Annotated in this window: 14 protein-coding genes and 1 tRNA gene; 8 read left to right on the top strand and 7 right to left on the bottom strand. The window is 72.9% G+C overall.

What is annotated here, in order from left to right; genetic code table 11:
* Nucleotides 1-725 precede the first annotated feature (725 nt).
* Nucleotides 726-1,556: an ErmE/ErmH/ErmO/ErmR family 23S rRNA (adenine(2058)-N(6))-methyltransferase gene (gene erm / locus ACQP1S_RS26185; protein ID WP_432900230.1), complete on the top strand. Its 831-nt coding sequence runs from the start codon at nucleotides 726-728 to the stop codon at nucleotides 1,554-1,556.
* Nucleotides 1,557-1,702: 146 nt separating this feature from the next.
* Here erm and ACQP1S_RS26180 read toward each other — a convergent pair whose 3' ends face one another.
* Entirely contained in the window at nucleotides 1,703-1,894 is a 192-nt protein-coding gene (locus tag ACQP1S_RS26180) for a DUF2795 domain-containing protein (RefSeq protein WP_091241051.1), read from the bottom strand.
* Nucleotides 1,895-2,008: 114 nt separating this feature from the next.
* Between ACQP1S_RS26180 and ACQP1S_RS26175 the strand changes: the two genes are divergently transcribed.
* Complete coding sequence (locus ACQP1S_RS26175; protein WP_432900228.1) at nucleotides 2,009-3,265, top strand: erythromycin esterase family protein; 1,257 nt, start codon at nucleotides 2,009-2,011, stop codon at nucleotides 3,263-3,265.
* Nucleotides 3,266-3,398: 133 nt separating this feature from the next.
* Here ACQP1S_RS26175 and ACQP1S_RS26170 read toward each other — a convergent pair whose 3' ends face one another.
* Both ACQP1S_RS26170 and ACQP1S_RS26165 read right to left on the bottom strand, forming a co-directional pair.
* On the bottom strand, nucleotides 3,399-5,603 hold the full coding sequence (locus ACQP1S_RS26170) for an MMPL family transporter (RefSeq protein ID WP_432900226.1): 2,205 nt from the start codon (nucleotides 5,601-5,603) through the stop codon (nucleotides 3,399-3,401).
* A gap of 13 nt (nucleotides 5,604-5,616) precedes the next feature.
* Nucleotides 5,617-6,204, bottom strand: a complete 588-nt coding sequence (locus tag ACQP1S_RS26165; protein ID WP_091242553.1) for a TetR/AcrR family transcriptional regulator — start codon at nucleotides 6,202-6,204, stop codon at nucleotides 5,617-5,619.
* Between the two features lie 257 nt (nucleotides 6,205-6,461).
* On the opposite strand from ACQP1S_RS26165, the gene ligD reads away from it, so the two are divergent.
* Nucleotides 6,462-7,421 (top strand): non-homologous end-joining DNA ligase, encoded by a 960-nt coding sequence (gene ligD, locus ACQP1S_RS26160; protein ID WP_432900224.1) that lies wholly within the window; start codon nucleotides 6,462-6,464, stop codon nucleotides 7,419-7,421.
* Between the two features lie 544 nt (nucleotides 7,422-7,965).
* Here the strand turns inward: ligD and ACQP1S_RS26155 are convergent.
* From ACQP1S_RS26155 to ACQP1S_RS26140, 4 genes are all read right to left on the bottom strand, one after another.
* Nucleotides 7,966-8,037, bottom strand: a tRNA-Arg gene (locus ACQP1S_RS26155).
* A gap of 263 nt (nucleotides 8,038-8,300) precedes the next feature.
* Nucleotides 8,301-8,996 (bottom strand): winged helix-turn-helix domain-containing protein, encoded by a 696-nt coding sequence (locus ACQP1S_RS26150; RefSeq protein WP_432908334.1) that lies wholly within the window; start codon nucleotides 8,994-8,996, stop codon nucleotides 8,301-8,303.
* Nucleotides 8,997-9,239: 243 nt separating this feature from the next.
* On the bottom strand, nucleotides 9,240-9,908 hold the full coding sequence (locus tag ACQP1S_RS26145; RefSeq protein ID WP_432900222.1) for a DUF305 domain-containing protein: 669 nt from the start codon (nucleotides 9,906-9,908) through the stop codon (nucleotides 9,240-9,242).
* 10 nt (nucleotides 9,909-9,918) lie between these two features.
* Nucleotides 9,919-10,734 carry a DUF3105 domain-containing protein gene (locus ACQP1S_RS26140; RefSeq protein ID WP_432900220.1) on the bottom strand — a complete coding sequence of 272 codons (816 nt, stop codon included), beginning with the start codon at nucleotides 10,732-10,734 and terminating at the stop codon, nucleotides 9,919-9,921.
* Nucleotides 10,735-10,831: 97 nt separating this feature from the next.
* Between ACQP1S_RS26140 and argS the strand changes: the two genes are divergently transcribed.
* The 5 genes from argS (at nucleotide 10,832) to ACQP1S_RS26115 (ending at nucleotide 19,940) form a co-directional block, all read left to right on the top strand.
* Entirely contained in the window at nucleotides 10,832-12,496 is a 1,665-nt protein-coding gene (gene argS, locus ACQP1S_RS26135; protein WP_432900218.1) for an arginine--tRNA ligase, read from the top strand.
* 88 nt (nucleotides 12,497-12,584) lie between these two features.
* A complete protein-coding gene (lysA, locus tag ACQP1S_RS26130; protein WP_091254304.1) occupies nucleotides 12,585-13,970 on the top strand; it encodes a diaminopimelate decarboxylase in 1,386 nt (461 codons plus the stop codon).
* Between the two features lie 8 nt (nucleotides 13,971-13,978).
* On the top strand, nucleotides 13,979-15,292 hold the full coding sequence (locus ACQP1S_RS26125) for a homoserine dehydrogenase (protein ID WP_176739259.1): 1,314 nt from the start codon (nucleotides 13,979-13,981) through the stop codon (nucleotides 15,290-15,292).
* A gap of 114 nt (nucleotides 15,293-15,406) precedes the next feature.
* Nucleotides 15,407-16,456, top strand: coding sequence for a threonine synthase (thrC, locus tag ACQP1S_RS26120; RefSeq protein WP_357891899.1), 1,050 nt, complete (start codon nucleotides 15,407-15,409; stop codon nucleotides 16,454-16,456).
* A gap of 211 nt (nucleotides 16,457-16,667) precedes the next feature.
* Complete coding sequence (locus tag ACQP1S_RS26115) at nucleotides 16,668-19,940, top strand: efflux RND transporter permease subunit (protein WP_432900215.1); 3,273 nt, start codon at nucleotides 16,668-16,670, stop codon at nucleotides 19,938-19,940.
* Nucleotides 19,941-20,250: the final 310 nt, after the last annotated feature.

The following is a 20,250-nucleotide window of genomic DNA, read 5'->3' as shown; positions in this document are numbered from 1 at the left end:
ACGGCGGCGCTGGCCGGCACCGTCCTGCCCAGCACCGTCAGCGCGGCCGATCGTGCCGGGCCGGCGGGTAGTGGCACGGGTGCTTACCCGGTCAGGTGACGCGGGCCGGCGGGAACGTGGGCCGGGAGGTTGTAGGCCGGTGGGTTGTGGGCCGGCGGGAACGTGGGCCGGTGGGTTGTGGGCCGGCGGGATCGTGGGCTGGTGGGTTGTGGGCCGGCGGGATCGTGGGCCGGGAGGTTGTGGGCCGGTGGGGTTGTGGGCCGGTGGGGTCGTGGGGAACCGGTGTGGAAATGCCTTGCGGAACGTGGGGAGTGCGTTAGCGTGGCGGCCATGTGCATGCACGCCCTGATCACCGTGGCCGTCACGTCGGCCGCGCGGGGCCCCCTCCTGGTGGCCCGCCCGCGAGTCCGGCGTCCGGCCCTGGCCGGCCGGGACGCCCACCGCGCCTGACCTGATGACCGCCTCGGTCTGATGACCGCCTCGGTCTGATGACCGCCTCGGTCTGATGACCGCCTCGGTCTGATCACGCCCGCCCCTGCTCACGGCTTGACTGAGCAGGTCTACCGCCTGATCACCGCCTCGGTCTCATCGCCGCCTGCACCGTCACCGCGTCGCGTCCCCCGCCGATCTCCAGGGTCGTCCGAGTCCCGATCCACTCGGACAGGCCCGGCGTCGTGCTGCGCCTGTCCGTACCGTCGCCGAGCGGCGACAGACAGGACGAACCCGTGGCGCCCCGCCGAGACCGCACCACCGCACGCGACCGGTCCCGTCGCGTACTGTCCCAGAATTTCCTCGCCGACCCGGCCACCGTGACGCGGATGGTCCGGGCGGCCCGCACCGGCCCGGACGACCTGCTGCTGGAGGTCGGCGCCGGACGAGGTCAGCTGACCCGGCCGCTGGCCGGACGGTGTGGCCGGCTGATCGCCTACGAGGTCGACCCGACCGTCGCCCCCGAGCTGGCGGCGGTGTGCGCGGCGCTGCCGCACGTCGAGCGCCGGCAGGCCGACTTCCTGACCGCCGCGCCGCCCGACGAGCCGTTCGCCGTGGTCGGCAACATCCCGTGGTCGTTGACCGCGGCGGTGGTCCGCTGGTGCCTGGCCGCGCCCCGGCTGCGCGCGGCCACCCTGCTCACCCAGTGGGAGTACGCCCGCAAGCGCACCGGTGACCTCGGCCGGTGGAGCCGGCTGACCGTGTTGACCTGGCCGGAGTACGAATGGCGGCTCGCCGGCCGGGTGTCCCGCACCGCCTTCCGTCCGGTGCCCGCCGTCGACGGGGGCATCCTGCGGATCGACCGTCGGCCGGAGCCGCTGCTGGCCGTGGCCGGGCTCCCCGCGTACCGGCGGATGGTGGAGCTGGGGTTCGGCGGGGCGGGCGGGTCGCTCGCGGCCTCGCTGCGGGCGACCCATCCCGGTCGGCGGGTCGACGGTGCGCTGCGGGCGGCGCGGATCGACCCGGCCACTCCGGTCGGGCTGGTCTGGCCGGAACAGTGGCTGGTGCTGTTCCGGCTGCTGCACGCCCCCACGGCACCGGGCCGGTCCGGCGGTCGCCGCCGATGAGCGGTCCCGGGGCGGTGGGGGCAGGTCACCGGCCGCCGGTGAGCGTTCCCCGGGTGGTGGGCTCAGGTCCCCAGGCGGCGGGATCAGCCCATCGGGCGTGGGGGTCAGCTCACCAGGCAGCGGGCTCAGGTTCCCGGGCGGCGGGGTCAGGCGAGGGTGGTGAGGGCCTCGTTCAGGTCGGCCGGGTCGTTGAACTGCTCGGCGGGCAGAGCCCGCAGCAGTTGGAGCAACTCGGTGCTCGCCCCGTTCTCCTGACCCCACCGGACCAGATCCTCGCGGGAGACCGGGTAGTCGAGCCCGGCCAGGTACTCCTGCAACTGCAGCCCGGTGACGCTCATGCCGCCGGCTACCCGTTCCGTCCGCCGCCACACCGGCCGGCCGCCCCCGCCGCCGCCCGGCCCTGCCACCCCCATCGGCGGTTTGTCCGCCGACTCTGCCGGGTAGCCCTGCCCATGCTGGTACAGCGGCTCGGTACGCCGAGCGACTTCGACCCGCTGCTGGAGCGCGTCCGGGACGCCCGCGTGGTCATGATCGGTGAGGCGACGCACGGCAGTTACGACTACTACCGGTTGCGTGAGCAGCTCACCCGGCGGCTCATCGCCGAGCAGGGGTTCGACTTCGTGGCGGTGGAGGGGGACTGGCCGGACTGCGACCGGGTGCACCGGTCGGTGGTCGGCGCCCCCGGTGGCGCCCAGGACCCGCGGACCGCGCTGGGGCGGTTCACCCGCTGGCCGACCTGGATGTGGGCGAACGCCGAGGTGGACCGGTTCTGTCGCTGGCTGCGGGCGTGGAACCTGGAGCGTCCGGAGCGGGAACGGGCCGGCTTCCACGGGCTGGACGTCTACAGCCTGTGGGAGTCCATGCAGGCGATCTTCGACTATCTCGGCGAGGAGGACCCGAAGTCGATGGATGCCGCGCAGGACGCGTACCGGTGTTTCGAGCCGTACGGCGGGCGGGTGGAGGAGTACGGCGCGGCCAGCCGGTTCGTCTCGGCGCGCTGCGAGGAGGAGGTGATCCGGCTGTTGGCGCGTACCCGGGCGCATGTCGTCTCGGACGGCCCGGACGCCTTCGCGGCCTGGCAGAACGCGGAGGTGGTGGCCGGTGCGGAGCGGTACTACCGGGCGATGGTGCACGGCGGCCCGGATTCCTGGAACGTGCGCGACATCCACATGGCCGACACCCTGGACCGGTTGCTGACCCGCTACGGTCCGGGATCGCGCGGGATCGTCTGGGCGCACAACACCCACATCGGGGACGCCCGTGCCACCGACATGGCCGGCGACGGGATGGTCAACATCGGCCAGTTGGCCCGGGATCGGTGGGGCCGGGACGCGGTGGCGCTGATCGGTCTCGGCGGCTACCAGGGGACGGTGGTGGCCGCCCCGCACTGGGGCTCACCGGCCGAGGTGATGACGGTGCCGCCGGCCCGGGAGGGTTCGGTGGAGTGGCGGCTGCACGAGCTGCTGCCGGAGCGGGCGGTGCTCGTCTTCGGTGGCCCCGACCAGCCCGACTGGGTCACCGGGGTGGCCGACCACCGGGCCATCGGGGTGGTCTACGACCCGACCTTCGAGCGCTGGGGCAACTACGTCCCGAGCCGGCTGGCCGACCGCTACGACGCCTTCATCTGGTGCGACGACTCCACCGCCCTGCACCCGCTGCCCGCCCTGACCACCTTCGGTGAGTTGGCGACCTACCCCGCCGGCGTCTGACCGGTGTGCGGCCGGCCCTGGCCGTCATCGTCGCTGGTGGCCTGCGGTGGGGCGATGGATCACGGAGTGGTGGTGCCGGGCCGGGCGGCTGTCGCCATCCCTGCCCGGCACCACAATCCCACGATCGGCGGGGTCAGACCTTGACCGGCTGCTTGTCGAGGTGGGCGCGCAGGCCCTCGCCCTCGATGTCGACGTTGGGCAGCGCCCGGTCGAGCCAGCGGGGGAGCCACCAGGCCCTGGCGTTCAGCAGCGACATCACGGCGGGCACGATGGTCATCCGGACCACGAAGGCGTCGATGGCGACACCGACCGCGAGCGCGAAGCCCATCGACTTGATGACCGGGTCGTCGAGGAAGACGAAGCCCCCGAAGACCGACATCATGATCAGCGCGGCGGCGGTCACCACCCGGGCCCCGTGGCCCATCCCGTTGATGGTGGCCTGCCGGGCGGTGTCACCGTGCACGAAGTCCTCCCGCATCCGGGAGACCAGGAAGACCTCGTAGTCCATGGCCAGGCCGAACAGGATGCCGATCAGCAGGATCGGCAGGAAGCTGATCAGCGGGGCGGGGCTGTCCAGACCGACCAGGCTGGCGAGGTGACCCTGCTGGAACACCGCGACGGTGATGCCGAAGGTGGCGGCCACCGTGAGCAGGAAGCCCAACGCGGCCTTCACCGGCACCAGGATCGACCGGAAGACCAGCATCAGCAGCAGGATCGACAACCCCACCACCAGCAGCAGATAGACCGGCATCGCGGCGGAGAGCTTCTCGGACACGTCGATGCCGATCGCGGTCACCCCGGTCAGCAGCACCTCGGCGTTGCCGACCGAGCCGACCCGGTCCCGGATGTCGTGGACCAGCGTCTCGGTGGCGGCGTCGGTCGGCCCGCTCTTCGGGATCACCCCGAGCAGCGCCGTCCGACCGGACGGGTCGAGCTGCGGCGGGGCCACCGCCAACACCCCGTCGGTACGCTGGATCAGCGCCGCGACCTGCGGCACGGCGGTCGCGGTGTCCTGCGGGGAGTCCGAGGTGACCACCACGGCGAGTCGGCCGGTGAAGCCCGGACCGAAGCCCTCCCGGATCAGGTCGGCGCTGGTGCGGGCCGGGCTGCCCACGGCCGCGGTGCTGGCGTCCGGCAGGGCGATCCGCATGTCCTGGGCCGGCAGGGCGAGCAGCCCGAGGCCGAGCAGGCCGACCAGGATGACCGGGATGCGCAGCCGGGTCACCCACTGCGCCCAGCGGAACCCGAAACCGGAGCGGTCCTCGGCGGCCTCGGTGGCCGGGGTGCCCTCGGGGGCCGCCTCGGTGGCCGGTGCGGCCTCGACCTTGCGCAGCTTGCGGGGGAGGACCCGGCGGCCGGCGAAACCGAGCAGCGCCGGGGCGAGGGTGATCGCCACCAGCACCGCCACGCTGACCGTGCCGGCGGCGGCCAGACCCATCACGGTCAGGAACGGGATGCCGACGACGGCGAGGCCGGCGAGCGCGATGACCACTGTCGCGCCGGCGAACAGCACGGCGGAACCGGCGGTGCCGACGGCCCGGCCGACCGCCTCCTCCGGGGTGAGCCCTTCGAGCAGATGCTGCCGGTGCCGGGAGGTGATGAACAGCGAGTAGTCGATGCCGACCGCCAGGCCCAGCATCAGGGCCAGAATGGGTGCGGTGCTGGTCAGCTCGACCGTGCCGCTGAGGGCGAACAGGCCGGCCATTCCGACCCCGACGCCGATCAGCGCGTTCAGCATGGTCATCCCGGCCGCGACCAGCGAGCCGAAGGTGACGATCAGGACGATCGCGGCGACCAGTACGCCCAGCGCCTCGGTCGAGCCGACCTCCGGCTCGGAGTTGAGCACCTCACCACCGGGGGCGATCTGCCAACCCTGCGCCTCGGCCTGCGCGCCGACCTTCTCGTACGCCTCGCGCTGCTCGGGGGTGACGTCGTCCCCGCCGGTGGCGAACTGCACCTGGATCAGGGCGTACCGGCCGTTGGGGGTGATCGCCTGGGACTGGTACGGGTCGACCGCGCCGACCACGCCGGGCAGGGTCGCCGCCTCCTGGACGACCCCCTTGACCACGGACTGCCCCTCGGGGGTGGTCAACTGGCCGTCGCCGGGCGCCTTCACCGCGATGGTGCCGGTGGCGCCGCTGGCCGCCGGGAACCGCTCGGCGAGCAGGTCCAACGCCTGCTGCGATTCGGTGCCGGGCATGGTGAAGTTGCTGGCCGTCGGGCCCTTCAGGGTGGCTGCGGCGATGCCGAGGCCGACGAGTACGACGAGCCAGACGACGACGACGAGTCGCCGGCGGCGCAACGATGCCCGGCCTAGCCGGTACAGCAGGGTCGCCATCAGATCCTTGTCCTCAATCCTGGTGTTGGTGGTCGAGAGTTGGCCGTGGTGGCGGCGGTGCGGCAGTCACGAGCACCCGCTGGGCGACGGCCAGCAGGGCGGGACGCAGTTCCTCGTCGGGGATGTCGGCGAACGCGCCGCACCCCTCGGCGATGCCGGCGAGCAGCACCAGCGCGGCGACCCGCGCGTCCTGCCCGCCGTCGGGGCCGGTCATCGCCTCGATCAGCCGTTCCGAGATGCGCTGGATGTGGGCGAAGGCCGGTTGGGCGAGCAGTTCCGGGAACTCCCCGCGTAGCAGCGCGATCTCGCCCCGGAACCGCACCGCGAGGTCGACGAAGCCCTCCGCCGCCACCCGCTGCGCCGCTGCCCCGGTCAGCGCGGAGATCCGCTCGTCCAGCTCGCAGAGCACCGAGATCGGCCCGGCCATCAGCTCGGCGAGCAGGGCCTCCTTGCCGGCGAAGTGGTAGAGCACCGCCGCCTTGGAACAGCCCACCTCGCGGGCGATGTCCTGCAACGAGGTGCCCTTGTAACCGGTCACCGCGAACCGTCGGGCCGCCGCGGCGAGGATCTCGCCATGGGTGCGAGGGGTGCGACGGATCATGCGTTCCAGCATGCCTGACCGATCGGTCAGATCCTGACCGATCGGTCAGAGAAAGGCGGTGGCGTTCACCACAGGCCCGCCCGGCCCCGGGTCGGGCACCGACCTCGCCCACCCGGTCCAGCGCCTCGCGCAGCGTGCAGCCGCTGTCCCGCCTCCCGCCGGCACACCCGTCGCCGTCCCACCCCTCGCCGACCGGTTCCGTACCGGCCGCCCGTGTCGGGGTTGCGCCGGGCCGGCGAGGCCGGGAGGGTGGGTGGATGGCGGGGGCGCAGGAGACGCGGGACGGGGTCGGCCTGACCAACCTGGAGCAGTTGCTGCTCGCCGGTGACGAGGTGACCAAGCGGGACCTGGTCGACTACCTGGACACCGTGCACGACCGCATCCTGCCCGGCCTGCGCGACCGGCCGCTGTCGGTGGTCCGGCTGCTGCGCGGGCAGGAGCCGTTCATGCAGAAGAACCTGCCGAAATACACCCCGGAATGGGTACGCCGCACCGCGATCTGGGCCGAGACCTCCCACCGTCAGGTGTCGTACGCGCTCTGCGACGACCGACGTACCCTGCTCTGGTTCGCCAACCAGCGGGCGATCGAATACCACCCGGCGCTGGTCACCGCGACCCGTCCGGAGCAGCCCACCCATCTCGTGCTCGACCTCGACCCACCCGAGGGGGACGCCTTCGCGGCGGTGACCCGGGTCGCCGGGGCGGTCCGTCGGGCGCTGGCCGCCGTGGGGCTGGCCGGCGCGGTGAAGACCAGTGGCGCCAAAGGGCTGCACATCTTCGTCCCGGTGCACCCGGACACCACCGCCGAGGAGGTGGCCGCCGCCACCCGGGCGCTCGCGGTGCACACCGCACGCCTCGATCCGGAGACCGCCACCACCGCCTTCATCCGCGAGGACCGGGGCGGTCGGGTCTTCGTCGACCCGACCCGGGCCGGTGGGGCGACCGTGGTGGCCGCGTACAGCCCCCGGCTGCGTCCCGGGCTGCCGGTGTCGTTCCCGGTGGCCTGGGACGACCTCGACGGGATCACCCCCGGCGACTTCACCGTGCGGACGGTCCCCGCGCTGCTCGGTGACCGGGACCCGTGGGCCGAAGCGATGCCCGCACCGCAGCGGCTCCCGGCCGACCTGGTGGCCGAGGGGCGCACCATCCCGGTGCCCCGGGTACAGGCGATGCACGAGGGAAAACGCCGCGCCATGGCCCGCCGCGAAACCCCCTGACCCCCTGACCCCCTGACCCCAGCCTCCTGCCCCTCCGCCCTCCTGGCCCCCCTGTCCCGCCTCGCCCTGCCCTGCCCCGCCCCGCCCTGCCCCACCCCGCCTCGTCCTGCCCCACCCCGCCTCGTCCTGCCCCACCTCGCCCTGCCCCGTCCTTCCCTGCCCCGCCCCGTCCTGCCTCGCCCTGCCCCGTCCTGCCCTGCGCCGCCCGGCCCGCCGGCACTGCCCCACGATGATCCACTCCCGTGGGTCGAAATCGCGGTATCCCAGGGCCGCGACAGCGCCATTGGGGCGATATTGAGTTGATCATCGCCTCGCGTCAGCGCGCATTCGGCACGGCCGCCGCCAGGGCCGCTGGCGGCGTGACGCTGGTGGCGCGACCATTGGTGGCCTGGCCTGGATGCTGGTGGCGCGACCATTGGCGGCCTGACGACTGGGCGGCCTGGACGCTGGTGGCGGAACCGGGGTGCTGGAACGACGAAGGCCGCCGATCGGGTTTCCCCTGGTCAGCGGCCTTCGTGTGCGGGTCTTGGCTTCCTAGCAAGTGTGCCCCCGGCAGGATTCGAACCTGCGCCACCGCCTCCGGAGGGCGGTGCTCTATCCCCTGAGCTACGGGGGCTCAGCGACCCGAGAAGAGTAGCAAACCCCTCCGGGATCACCGAATCGCCACCCGGCCCCCACCGGCGCATCCCGCTGACCTGCGTGATCATGGTGACGGGGCGGGCCGGGGTCGACCGCGACGCCCGTCGGCGGCGGAACGTCACCGGCGGCCGGACCGGGCGGATCGGTCACCGGCCGGGCCGGGCGGGACGCCACCGCCACCGCCACCGCCACCGCCACCGGTCGGGCCGGTCGGATCGCTACCGGTGGCCGGATGGGCGGTCAGGCGGCGGCCAGGGTGCGGCCGCAGCTCGGCAGCGGGTGCAGGGCGATGCGCCGGGGGAGCCGGCGGGGCCATTCGTTGCGGGGCCAGGAGCCGTCCACGATCAGGTGCACCGGGTGCTGGTCGGCGCCGCTGAGCCGGAACACGAAGTCGCGGGGCAGTGGTGGGTCCACGCTGGGCGTGGTCACCATGAACCGGACCCGGCCCCGGGACGACACCGCCGAGATGACCTCGGCGGCCGGCATGGTGCCCCGCAGGCGTATCCGGCCGATCCAGTAGACCTCCGCGTCGTGCTCCTGGGCGGCCCGGGTGATGGCCGGGTACTCGCCGCGTACCCAGTGCTCGACCGCGCCGACGCAGAGCCCGCAGGCCCGCTCGCGCGGCTCCCGCGGACCCAACCCCCAGGCCCGCAGGTACGCCCCGACGGTGCCGGCGTCGATCGCCAGGTTGAAGTGGCGCTGGATCAGCGCGGCGAGGCTCTGCCGCGTCCACAACTCCTCGTCCAGCCCGAACTCGTCGGGGTGGACGCCCCGTAGTACGTCGATCAGTTCGAGTTCCTGTTCCCGGCTGAGCGCTCCCGACTCGCCCTGCCGGTGTCCGCGACGGGCGGCTGCCACCGCTCCGTCACCGCCGATGGTGTGGCGTCGGCACCAACTGGTGACCGAGCGCCGCGCGTCTCTGAGTGCAACCCCCACGTCCTGCGCAACGAGCACGAATCGCAACTGGTCACGATATGTGGGTAGAAAACTCTCGTAGACCCTCAAAGGTGCGGACCGCGCTAAAAATACAAATCGCCCATAACCTCCGTTACGGGTCTTCGCGCTCCATGTCGCCGCGTGCCGCCGGGTCCGCACCCGCGCCGGCGAGGGAGGCGGTGACGCGCGGAGGCCCGCGTCCGCCGGGGCGGGACGCGGGCCTCTCGACGCGCGGGGGCGGGGTCAGCCGCCCAGGCGCTTCAGGGCGTTCTGCAGGTTGGTCAGGTCCGTCTGCTGGGTGTTCTTCATGGTCTGGGCGACCTTGAGGACGTCGTCGTCGCCACCGGCGTCGAGGATGCCCTGGATCATGTGGATGCCGCCGAGGTGGTGCTTGATCATCATCTGGAGGAAGAGGACGTCCAGCTCGCGCCCCTGGGCGACGCGCAGCTTCGCCATCTCCTCCGGGGTCGCCATGCCCGGCATCAGACCGTTTTCGATCTTGCCGGTGCCGTCCGGCATCCAGGCCATCCGGGGCTGGTCACCGGTCGGGTCGAGCCCCCACGACCGCAGCCAGGTCTGCATGGTGCCGATCTCGCCCTGCTGGCCGGTGGCGATGTCGCCGCCGATCTGACGTACCTCCGGGTCGGTGCCCCGGTCGAAGGCGATCAGCCCCATCTCCACCGCCTGGGCGTGGTGGGTGGTCATGTCCCGGGCGAAGCCCGCCTCCGCCGAACTGTCGCCCGGTCGGGTCAACGTCGGGGTCAGCAGACCACCGGCGTACCCGAGGAGGAGACCGACCACGACGGCGGCGGCCAGGGCGAGCACGCCGTAGCGGCCGGCGGGCCGCCGGTCACCGGAGGTGGTGACCGAGGGCTCGACGGGCGGCGTGTCGGTCGTCGCGGGGGCGGTCATCGCCACGTCCTCACTGGGTCGGCTGCTGCTGTTGCTGCGGGACGTTGTCGCGCGGGGCGGTGCCGGTGGCCGTGATGCCCTGGTTGCACAGCGCCGTCGGACCCTCGACCGAGGCGTTCACCCGCAGCGTCTTGATGAACTCGTCGATCCGGCTGTCGTCGGCGTTGTCGACCTTGAGCTGGTAACCCCACGCCTGGAGCGAGATCGGCTTGTCCAGCCCCTCGAACGGGCTGAGCATGACCTTCTCCACGCCCTGCGTCTTGCTGCGGAGCTTGCTGACCTGGTCGGCCGGCAGGTCGGGGCGGTAGGTGATCCAGACCGTGCCGTGCTCCAGGCTGTGCACCGCGTGCTCGTTGGCGATCGGGGCGTCGTAGACGTCACCCATGCAGTTCTGCCAGGCCGGGTTGTGCGGGCCGGCCACCGGCGGGAGGACGTCGTACTTGATCGCCCCCTGCTGGTGCTGGCCACCCTGGACGAGTTTCTTGTCCTTGTCCCGGAAGTCGACGATGCCGTCGATGTCGGCGGCCCGCTGCTCCCACGACTTGGAACCCTGGAAGGCCGCGTACGCGCCGTAGCCGATGATCGAGACGGCGAGCACGCCGACGGCGACGAACAGGGCGATCGGGCCCCAGGACCGGCCCTGGCTCACCTTCACCGGCGTGATCGGCTTGCGGGGGCCCTTACCGCCCGACGTCTGCCGGGGCGCGGCCGCGGACTTGCCGGCCCCGGGCTTGGCGCCGGACGCGGGCCGGCCTGCCGCCGGCTTCTTGCCGGTGCTGACCACGGTCGGACGGCGCTCAGGGCCGCCCGGGGTGCTGATGCTCATCGTGCCTCGTCAGGTCGGTCGGTCAGGGGATGGGCGGGCCGGGTGACGCTCAGGGTCGCCGCCGAGTGCCCGAGTCTACCCCCGATAACATGGTTCGGTGACTCCCGCAGAACTCGCCGAGGTCGTCCTCTCCGCAGCCCACGCCGTTTTCACCGCGCGTGGGCTCGACCCCGCCGCGCTTCCGGCGCGTACGGCGGTGGAGCGACCGCGCAATCCCGACCACGGCGACTACGCCTCGACGCTGGCCCTCCAGCTCAGCAAGAAGGTGGGTGTCCCGCCCCGGGAGCTGGCCGCTGCGCTGGCCGAACAGCTCGGGCGGGCGGCCGGGGTCAAGTCGGTGGAGATCGCCGGCCCCGGGTTCCTCAACATCCGGCTCGACGCCGCCGCCGCCGGCCAGCTCGCCCGGGTGATCGTCGAGGCCGGCCCGGAGTACGGCCGCAGCGACCGGCTCGCCGGCCAACGGATCAACCTGGAGTTCGTCTCGGCCAACCCGACCGGCCCGGTGCACATCGGCGGGGTCCGCTGGGCCGCCGTCGGTGACGCGCTCAGCCGGTTGCTGCGGGCCACCGGCGCCGAGGTGGGCACCGAGTACTACTTCAACGACGCCGGGTCGCAGATCGACCGGTTCGCCCGGTCGCTGCGGTGCGCCGCGAAGGGCGAGCCGGCCCCCGAGGACGGCTACGGCGGGGCGTACATCGCCGAGATCGCCGCGCAGGTCCGGGCGATCCGGCCGGACGTGCTGGACCTGGCCGACGCCGAGGCCCAGGAGGTGTTCCGGGTCGAGGGCGTGACGTTGATGTTCGCCGAGATCAAGTCCTCGCTGCGCGGCTTCGGGGTGGAGTTCGACACCTACTTCAACGAGAAGGACCTGCACGACCGGGGCGAGCTGGAGCTGGCCCTGGACCGGCTGGGCGCACAGGGCCACCTGTATGAGGCCGACGGGGCGACCTGGCTGCGCACCACCGACTTCGGTGACGACAAGGACCGGGTGCTGCGCAAGTCCAACGGCGAGTGGACGTACTTCGCCGCCGACTGCGCCTACTACCTGGACAAGCGGGAGCGCGGCTTCGAACGGGTCGTGATCATGCTGGGCGCCGACCACCACGGCTACCTCGGGCGGATGAAGGCGATGTCCGCCTGCTTCGGCGACGACCCGGCGGTCAACCTGGAGATCCTCATCGGCCAGCTGGTCAACCTGGTCCGCGACGGCGTACCGGTGCGGATGAGCAAGCGGGCCGGCACCGTGGTCACCCTGGAGGACCTGGTCGACGCGATCGGGGTGGACGCCTCCCGGTACGCGCTGGCCCGCTACTCCAGCGACTCGCCGATCGACATCGACGTGGAGCTGTGGACCCGGGCCACCCGCGACAACCCGGTCTACTACGTGCAGTACGTCGCCGCGCGGACGGCCAGCGTCGGCCGCAACGCGGCCGAGGTCGGCCTGAGTCGGGGCGACGGGGCCGCGTTCCACCCCGAACTGCTCGACCACGACAAGGAGAACGAGCTGCTCAAGGCGCTCGCCGAGTTCCCCGCCGTGGTCGCCGCCGCCGCCGAGCTGCGCGAGCCGCACCGGGTGGCCCGCTACCTGGAGGACCTGGCCGGGGCGTACCACCGGTTCTACGACAACTGCCGGATCCTGCCGCGCGGCGACGAGGAGGTCACCGACCTGCACCGGGCCCGGCTCTGGCTCAACGACGCCACCCGCACGGTGATCGCCAACGGGCTGCGCCTGCTCGGCGTCTCCGCCCCGGAGAGGATGTAGCCGTGATGCGTACCCGAGGAACGGGCCTGCGTCCGCAGGTCGGCGGAGCGGGCCGGCGGTCGCCGCGGCCCCGGGGCGGAGGTCGCTGATGCGTGCCCACGAAGCCGGTGCGATGCACGGCGACATCGGTGACCGGGGGCCGGGCTGGCTGCGTCCGCCGGCCGACATCAACGCCCTGGTCCCGCAGCTCTGGCCCCGCCGGGTCGCGCGCGGCGCGGGCGGCGCGCTGACCGTCGCGGGCCTCGACGTCCGCGAGCTGGCCGCCGAGTACGGCACCCCGGCGTACGTCCTCGACGAGGACGACCTGCGCTCGCGCGCCCGGGACTTCCGGGCCGCCTTCCCCGACGCGGACGTCTACTACGCCGGCAAGGCGTTCCTCTGCCGGGCGGTGGTCCGCATGATCGCCGAGGAGGGCCTGCACCTGGACGTCTGCTCCGGGGGCGAGTTGGCCACCGCGCTGTCGGCCGGGATGCCGGCGGAGCGGATCGGCTTCCACGGCAACAACAAGTCGGTTTCCGAGCTGACCCGGGCGCTGGACGCCGGGGTGGGCCGGGTCATCCTCGACTCGTTCACCGAGATCGACCGGCTCACCGCGCTGGCCCGGGAGCGCGGGGTCCGCCCCGCCGTGCTGATCCGGGTCACCGTCGGGGTGGAGGCGCACACCCACGAGTTCATCGCCACCGCCCACGAGGACCAGAAGTTCGGTTTCTCGCTGGCCGGTGGGGCCGCCGCCGCAGCCGCCTTCAAGGTCATCGACGAGGGTGTGCTGGACCTGCGCGGGCTGCACTCGCACATCGGCTCGCAGATCTTCGACACCAGCGGCTTCGAGGTCTCCGCCCGCCGGGTGCTCGCCCTCCAGGCGCAGATCCGCGACGCGCGCGGGGTGGAGCTGCCCGAGCTGGACCTGGGCGGCGGCTTCGGCATCGCGTACACCACCCAGGACGACCCGGCCACGCCGGACGAGCTGGCCAAGCGGCTCCGCAAGATCGTCGACTTGGAGTGCGCCGCGGAGAACCTGGCCGTGCCGCGGCTGTCGATCGAGCCGGGCCGGGCCATCGTCGGGCCCGCCGTCTTCACCCTCTACGAGGTCGGCACCGTCAAGGACGTGGACGGGCTGCGGACGTACGTGAGCGTGGACGGCGGGATGAGCGACAACATCCGGACCGCGCTCTACGACGCCTCGTACTCGGCCACGCTGGCCGGGCGGGCCTCGACCGCCGAGCCGTTGTTGGCCCGCGTGGTGGGAAAGCATTGTGAGTCCGGGGACATCGTGGTGAAGGATGAATTCCTGCCCGCCGACGTGCAGCCCGGAGATCTTGTCGCCGTACCCGGCACGGGGGCGTACTGCCGGAGCATGGCCAGCAACTACAACCATGTGCCCCGACCCCCGGTGGTCGCGGTGCGTGACGGCCGAGCCCGGCTGATCGTGCGGCGGGAGACCGAAGAAGACCTGCTCGCTTTGGATGTGGGATGACGTCACCTGTGCGCTTGGCCCTGCTCGGCTGCGGAACGGTCGGTAGCGAGGTGGTCCGGCTGCTGCACACGCAGGCCGCCGACCTGGCCGCCCGGATCGGTGCTCCGCTGGAGATCGCCGGCATCGCCGTACGGCGGGTCGGCCGGGATCGGGGCGACCTCCCCGTCGACCCGGCGCTGTTCACCACCGACCCGCTCGGCCTGATCAAACGCGACGACGTGGACGTGGTCGTCGAGGTGGTCGGCGGCATCGAACCGGCGCGGAGCTGGCTGGTGGAGGCGCTGCGCGCCGGCAAGAGCGTGGTCACCGCCAACAAGGCGCTGCTCGCCGAGGACGGCGCGGCCCTGCACGACGCGGCGGCCGAGGGCGGAGCCGACCTCTACTACGAGGCGTCCGTCGCCGGGGCGATCCCGCTGCTGCGTCCGCTGCGCGAGTCGCTGCACGGCGACCGGATCAACCGGGTCACCGGCATCGTCAACGGCACCACCAACTTCATCCTCTCCGCGATGGACGCCACCGGCGCCGGCTTCGCCGAGGCGCTGGACGAGGCGACCGAACTGGGATATGCCGAGGCCGACCCGACCGCCGACGTGGAGGGCTTCGACGCCGCCGCGAAGGCGGCCATCCTGGCCTCGCTCGCCTTCCACACCCGGGTCACCGCCGCCGACGTGCACCGCGAGGGCATCACCGAGGTCACCGTTGCCGACATGGCCAGCGCCAAGGCGATGGGCTGCACCATCAAGCTGCTCTGCATCGCCGCCCGGGGCACCGACGAGGCCGGCCGGGAGACGGTCAGCGTCCGGGTGCACCCCGCGATGATCCCGCTGACCCACCCGCTGGCCAGCGTCGGCGACGCGTTCAACGCGGTCTTCGTCGAGGCCGAGGCGGCCGGGCAGTTGATGTTCTACGGCCGGGGGGCGGGCGGGGCGCCGACCGCCAGCGCGGTCCTCGGTGACGTCGTGGCGGTGGCCCGCAACCGGCTCGCCGGGGCGTACGCGGCCAGCGAGTCCGCGTACGCCGACCTGGCGGTCCGGCCGATGGGCGAGGCGCTGACCCGCTACCACATCAGCCTCGACGTGGTCGACCGGCCGGGTGTGCTCCAGGGGGTGGCCGGGGTGTTCGCCCGGCACGACGTCTCCATCGCCACCGTCCGGCAGGGGCCGGCCGGCGGCGGCCCGGCGGGTCGTGGCGAGGACGCCGACCTGGTCATCGTCACCCACGTCGCCCCGGACGCCGCGCTCGCCGCGACGGTACGGGAGCTGCGCGGGCTGGACATCGTCCGCTCGGTGGCGAGCGTGCTGCGGGTCGAGGGCGGCGCGTGACCCGGCGTCTCGCCTGATGGTTATCAGTGGGTGTGCCGGGGACCGGTCGGCGAGGCTGGTCCAGGCTGGCAGGGGCTCCGGCACGACCGGGGCGGCAGAGGCGAGGAGAGCGACATGTGGCGGGGTCTGATCGAGACGTACCGGGACCGGCTGCCGGTCACCGACGCCACGCCCGTGGTCACCCTGCACGAGGGGAACACCCCGCTGCTGCCCGCGCCGGCGCTCTCCGCCCGGCTCGGTGCCGACGTCTATCTGAAGGTCGAGGGGGCCAACCCCACCGGCTCGTTCAAGGACCGGGGCATGACGGTCGCCGTCTCCAAGGCGGTCGAGGCCGGCGACAAGGCGATCATCTGCGCCTCCACCGGCAACACCAGCGCCTCCGCCGCCGCGTACGCGGCCCGGGCCGGGATCACCTGCGCGGTGCTGGTGCCGCAGGGCAAGATCGCGCTGGGCAAGCTGGCCCAGGCGCTGGTGCACGGGGCCAAGCTGCTCCAGGTGCAGGGCAACTTCGACGACTGTCTCGCGCTGGCCTCGAAGCTCGCCCAGGACTTCCCGGTGGCCCTGGTCAACTCGGTCAACCCGGACCGCCTGCACGGCCAGAAGACGGCCGCGTTCGAGATCGTCGAGGCGCTCGGTGACGCCCCCGACATCCACTGCCTGCCGGTCGGCAACGCCGGCAACATCTCCGCCTACTGGATGGGTTACTCGGAGGACCTGCGGGCCGGCAACGCCACCCGCGCTCCGAAGATGTACGGCTTCCAGGCCGCCGGCGCGGCCCCGATCGTCAGCGGTCAGGTGGTGCCGGAGCCGTCGACCATCGCCACCGCCATCCGGATCGGCAACCCGGCGAGCTGGACCAAGGCGCTCGACGCCCGGGACGCCTCGCAGGGGCTGATCGCCGCCGTGACCGACCGGGAGATCCTCGCGGCCTACCGGCTGCTCGCCCGGGAGGTGGGGGTCTTCGTCGAGCTGGGCAGCGCGGCCAGCGTGGCGGGGCTGCTCCAGCAGGGCGCGGCGGGTCAGGTCCCGGCCGGCGCCACCGTGGTCTGCACGGTCACCGGCCACGGCCTCAAGGACCCGGAGTGGGCGATCTCCACCGCGCCCGCGCCGATCACCATCGCCAACGACGCCCTGACCGCCGCCCGCTCCCTCGACCTGGCCTGATCCCACCCCTGTCCGCCGCCCCGGCGACCGGTGCGGTGGCCACCCACCGCCTGACCGGCGCGGCCCCCGCCGCCCGGTCGATCCGACCGGCGGCGGTTTCCTGCGGTCGTCGGCCCCGACCGGGAGGCGGTGACCCCGTGCGGGGCAGGGGAGACCGGGTCGGGCAGACTTCGTAGACGCCTGTCCCCTCTCCCAGGAGTGAGCCACGCCGATGTCGCTGCTCGCCAGATCCAGCCTCGCCAACCGGGGGCTCGTCGCCCTGATCGCGGTGGTGACCGCGGCGTTCGGGGCGTTCGCCGTCCCCTCGCTCAAGCAGCAGCTGCTGCCGTCGCTGGAGTTCCCCGGCGCGTTCGTCGTCGCGGTCTACCCGGGCGCTTCGCCGGAGATCGTCGAGGCGCAGGTCACCGAGCCGATCGAGAACAGCCTCCAGAGCATCCCCGGGCTGGAGAAGGTCACCTCCACCTCGCGGGAGGGGTCGGCGACGATCGCTGTGGAGTTCGTCTTCGGCACCGACATCGACGACGTGGCCAACAAGATGCAGACCGCGCTGAGCCGGGTCGACGCGCAGCTGCCCGACGACGTGGACCCGCAGGTCATCACCGGCAGCACCGACGACCTGCCGGCCGTGGTGCTGGCCGCCACCGGCGGCGGTGACGAGCAGGCGCTCGCCGCGAAGCTGCGCGACACCGTGGTGCCCGAGCTGGAGGGGATCGAGGGCGTCCGGACGGTCGCCGTGACCGGCACCCGCGACCAGGTCGTGACGATCGTGCCCGACCCGGCGAAGTTCGCCGCCGCGAAGCTGAATCCGACCGCCATCGCCACCGCGCTGAAGACCAACGGCATCGCCGTGCCGGCCGGTGCGGTCGTCGACGGCACCAGCGCGCTGCCGGTGCAGGTGGGCGCCCCGGTCACCACCCTCGACGAGTTACGCGGCATCGCGCTCACCCCGACCGCGCCGAAGGCCGTCCCGGTCCGTCTCGGTGACGTGGCGACCGTCGAGCAGCAGCTCGCCCCGGCCACCGCGATCACCCGGACCAACGGCAAGGAGAGCATCGGCGTCCAGGTCACGGCGGCCCAGGACGGCAACGCCGTCCGCATCTCGCACGACATCCGGGACCGGCTGGACGACCTCAGGTCGGCCTCCGGCACCGAGCTGACCATCGTGTTCGACCAGGCCCCGTTCGTGGAGAAGTCGATCGAGAGTCTGACCACCGAGGGGCTGCTCGGCCTGCTGATGGCGGTCGTGGTGATCCTGGTCTTCCTGCTCTCGATCCGGTCCACCCTGGTCACCGCGGTCTCCATCCCGCTGTCGGTGGTGGTGGCGCTGCTCGCCCTCTGGGTCGGCGACTACTCGCTCAACCTGCTCACCCTGGGCGCGCTCACCATCGCGGTCGGCCGGGTGGTCGACGACTCGATCGTGGTGCTGGAGAACATCAAACGCCATCTGGAGTACGGCGAACCGAAACGGGACGCGATCGTCGCCGCCGTCCGCGAGGTGGCCGGGGCGGTCACCGCGTCGACGCTCACCACGGTCGCGGTGTTCGCGCCGATCGCCCTGGTGGGTGGCTTCGTCGGGCAGCTCTTCGCGCCGTTCGCGATCACCGTCACAGTGGCCCTGCTCGCCTCGCTGCTGGTGTCGCTGACGGTGGTCCCGGTGCTGGCGTACTGGTTCCTCAAGCCGCCGCGCGACGGCGCGGACGAGGCGGTCCGCCGGGCTGCCGAGGCCAAGGAGCTGCGCAGCCCGTTGCAGCGGGCGTACCTGCCGGTGATCGGGTTCGCCACCCGGACCCGCCGGACCCGGTGGATCACCGTGGCGGTGGGCGTCCTGCTGCTGTTCGGCACCTTCGGGCTGGCCCAGAAGCTGGAGACCAACTTCCTCGACGACTCCGGCCAGGACACCCTGAGCATCAGCCAGAAGCTGCCGGCCGGGTCGGGGCTGGCCGCCACCGACCAGGCGGCCCGCCTGGTGGAGGGGGTGCTGGGGCGTACCGACGGGGTCGAGACCTACCAGGTGAGCGTGGGCGGCAACGACCAGCCGTGGCTGGCGGGGGGTGGCAACAACACCGCCCGCTGGTCGGTGGCGCTCGGCGGTGACACCGACGCCAAGGAGATGAAGCAGGTCCTGCGCCGGGAGTTCGACAGGCTCGGCGCCGGGGCCGGTGAGCTGAGCTTCGACAACGGGCAGGGGGGCACCTCGGGCAACCAGTTGGAGGTGGTCGTCCAGGCCGCCGACACCGACACCCTGAACCGGGCCGCCGACCAGGTCCGGGGCGCGATGGCCGGCCTCTCCGGTGTCGAGGACGTCGCCACCAGCCTGGCCGACCGGGTGCCCCGGGTCGACGTCACCGTCGACCGGCTGGCCGCGGCCCGGGTGGGGCTGAGCGAGGCGGCGGTCGGGCAGTTGGTGTCGCAGGCGTACCGGGGCAGTCCGCTGGGCCGGGTGACGCTCGACGGTGGCCAGCAGGACGTGGTGCTGCGGACCACGGCCACCCCGCCGGCGACCGAGGAGCAGTTGCGGGCGTTGCCGGTGGGCCCGGTGAAGCTGGACGACATCGCCGACGTCACCCGGGGCGAGGGACCGCAGCAGGTCACCCGGATCGACGGTGAGCGCAGCGTGTCGGTGACCGGCACGGCCACCGGCTCCAACCTGGGCGCGACCACGACCGCGCTCAAGCAGCGGCTGGACGACCTGGACGTGCCGGGGGCGACGATCACCGTGGGCGGGGCGAGCGCCCAGCAGGAGGACGCCTTCGGCGACCTGGGCCTGGCCGTGCTGGCCGCGATCGCGATCGTCTTCCTGATCATGGTGGCGACGTTCCGGAGCATCATCCAGGCGCTGATCCTGCTGATCTCCATCCCGTTCGCGGCGACCGGCGCGATCGCCCTGCTGCTGGTCACCGGGACCCCGCTGGGCGTGCCGGCGTTGATCGGCGTGCTCATGCTGGTCGGCATCGTGGTGACCAACGCGATCGTGCTGCTGGACCTGGTCAACCAGTACCGGGCGCAGGGGATGAGCGTCAGCGAGGCGGTGGTCGAGGGTGGTCGACGCCGGCTGCGGCCGATCCTGATGACCGCGGTGGCCACCATCTTCGCGTTGCTGCCGATGGCCTTCGGGCTCACCGGGGAGGGTGGCTTCATCTCCCAGCCGCTCGCCGTGGTGGTGATCGGTGGCCTGCTCAGCTCCACCCTGCTCACCCTGGTCCTGGTGCCGACCCTCTACACGATGGTGGAGCACACCAAGGAGTCGCTGCGTGGGTGGCGGGCCGGCCGGCGGGGGAGGACCTCCGACGTCGACGCTCCGACCGGGACGCCCGCCGACCGGGACGCCGAGGTCCCGGCCCCGGTGGGTGCCCCGGCCGCCGAGGCGGCGACCGAACCGCCGGCCCGGCCGACCCCGTCGGCGGCCCTGGTGGACGGCACGGACCAGTTCGAGGTGCTGCGGCTGCCGAAGAGCCGCCGGTCACCGCTGCCACCGGCCGAGTAACTCCGCCCACGGGCGACTGCGCCCACCGAGTAGCTCCGTCGAGGGGTTAGCTCCGTCGATCGGTTCGGGCCGGCGACCGAGTGGCTCCGTCGACCGAACTGGCCGTCGACCGAATTGGGCCGTCGACCGAACTGGGCCGTCGACCGCGCCGCGACCGTCAGTCGGGTCGCGGCGCGGTCGACGCGCCAGGGCGTACCACGACCGCGACCGCGCCGGGCCAGGCCCGGCGCGGTCGTCGCCGTCCGACGCCCCCCCGGCCGGGACCACCTGCCGGGGGCGCGTCGTGCCGGGCCCGGGACATCGCGTCGAC

Source organism: Micromonospora matsumotoense (assembly GCF_050951065.1).
In the GTDB taxonomy this organism is placed as follows: domain Bacteria; phylum Actinomycetota; class Actinomycetes; order Mycobacteriales; family Micromonosporaceae; genus Micromonospora; species Micromonospora matsumotoensis.
The sequence above is the reverse complement of the archived record's forward strand: the minus strand, read 5'-3'. Positions and strand labels throughout refer to the sequence as shown.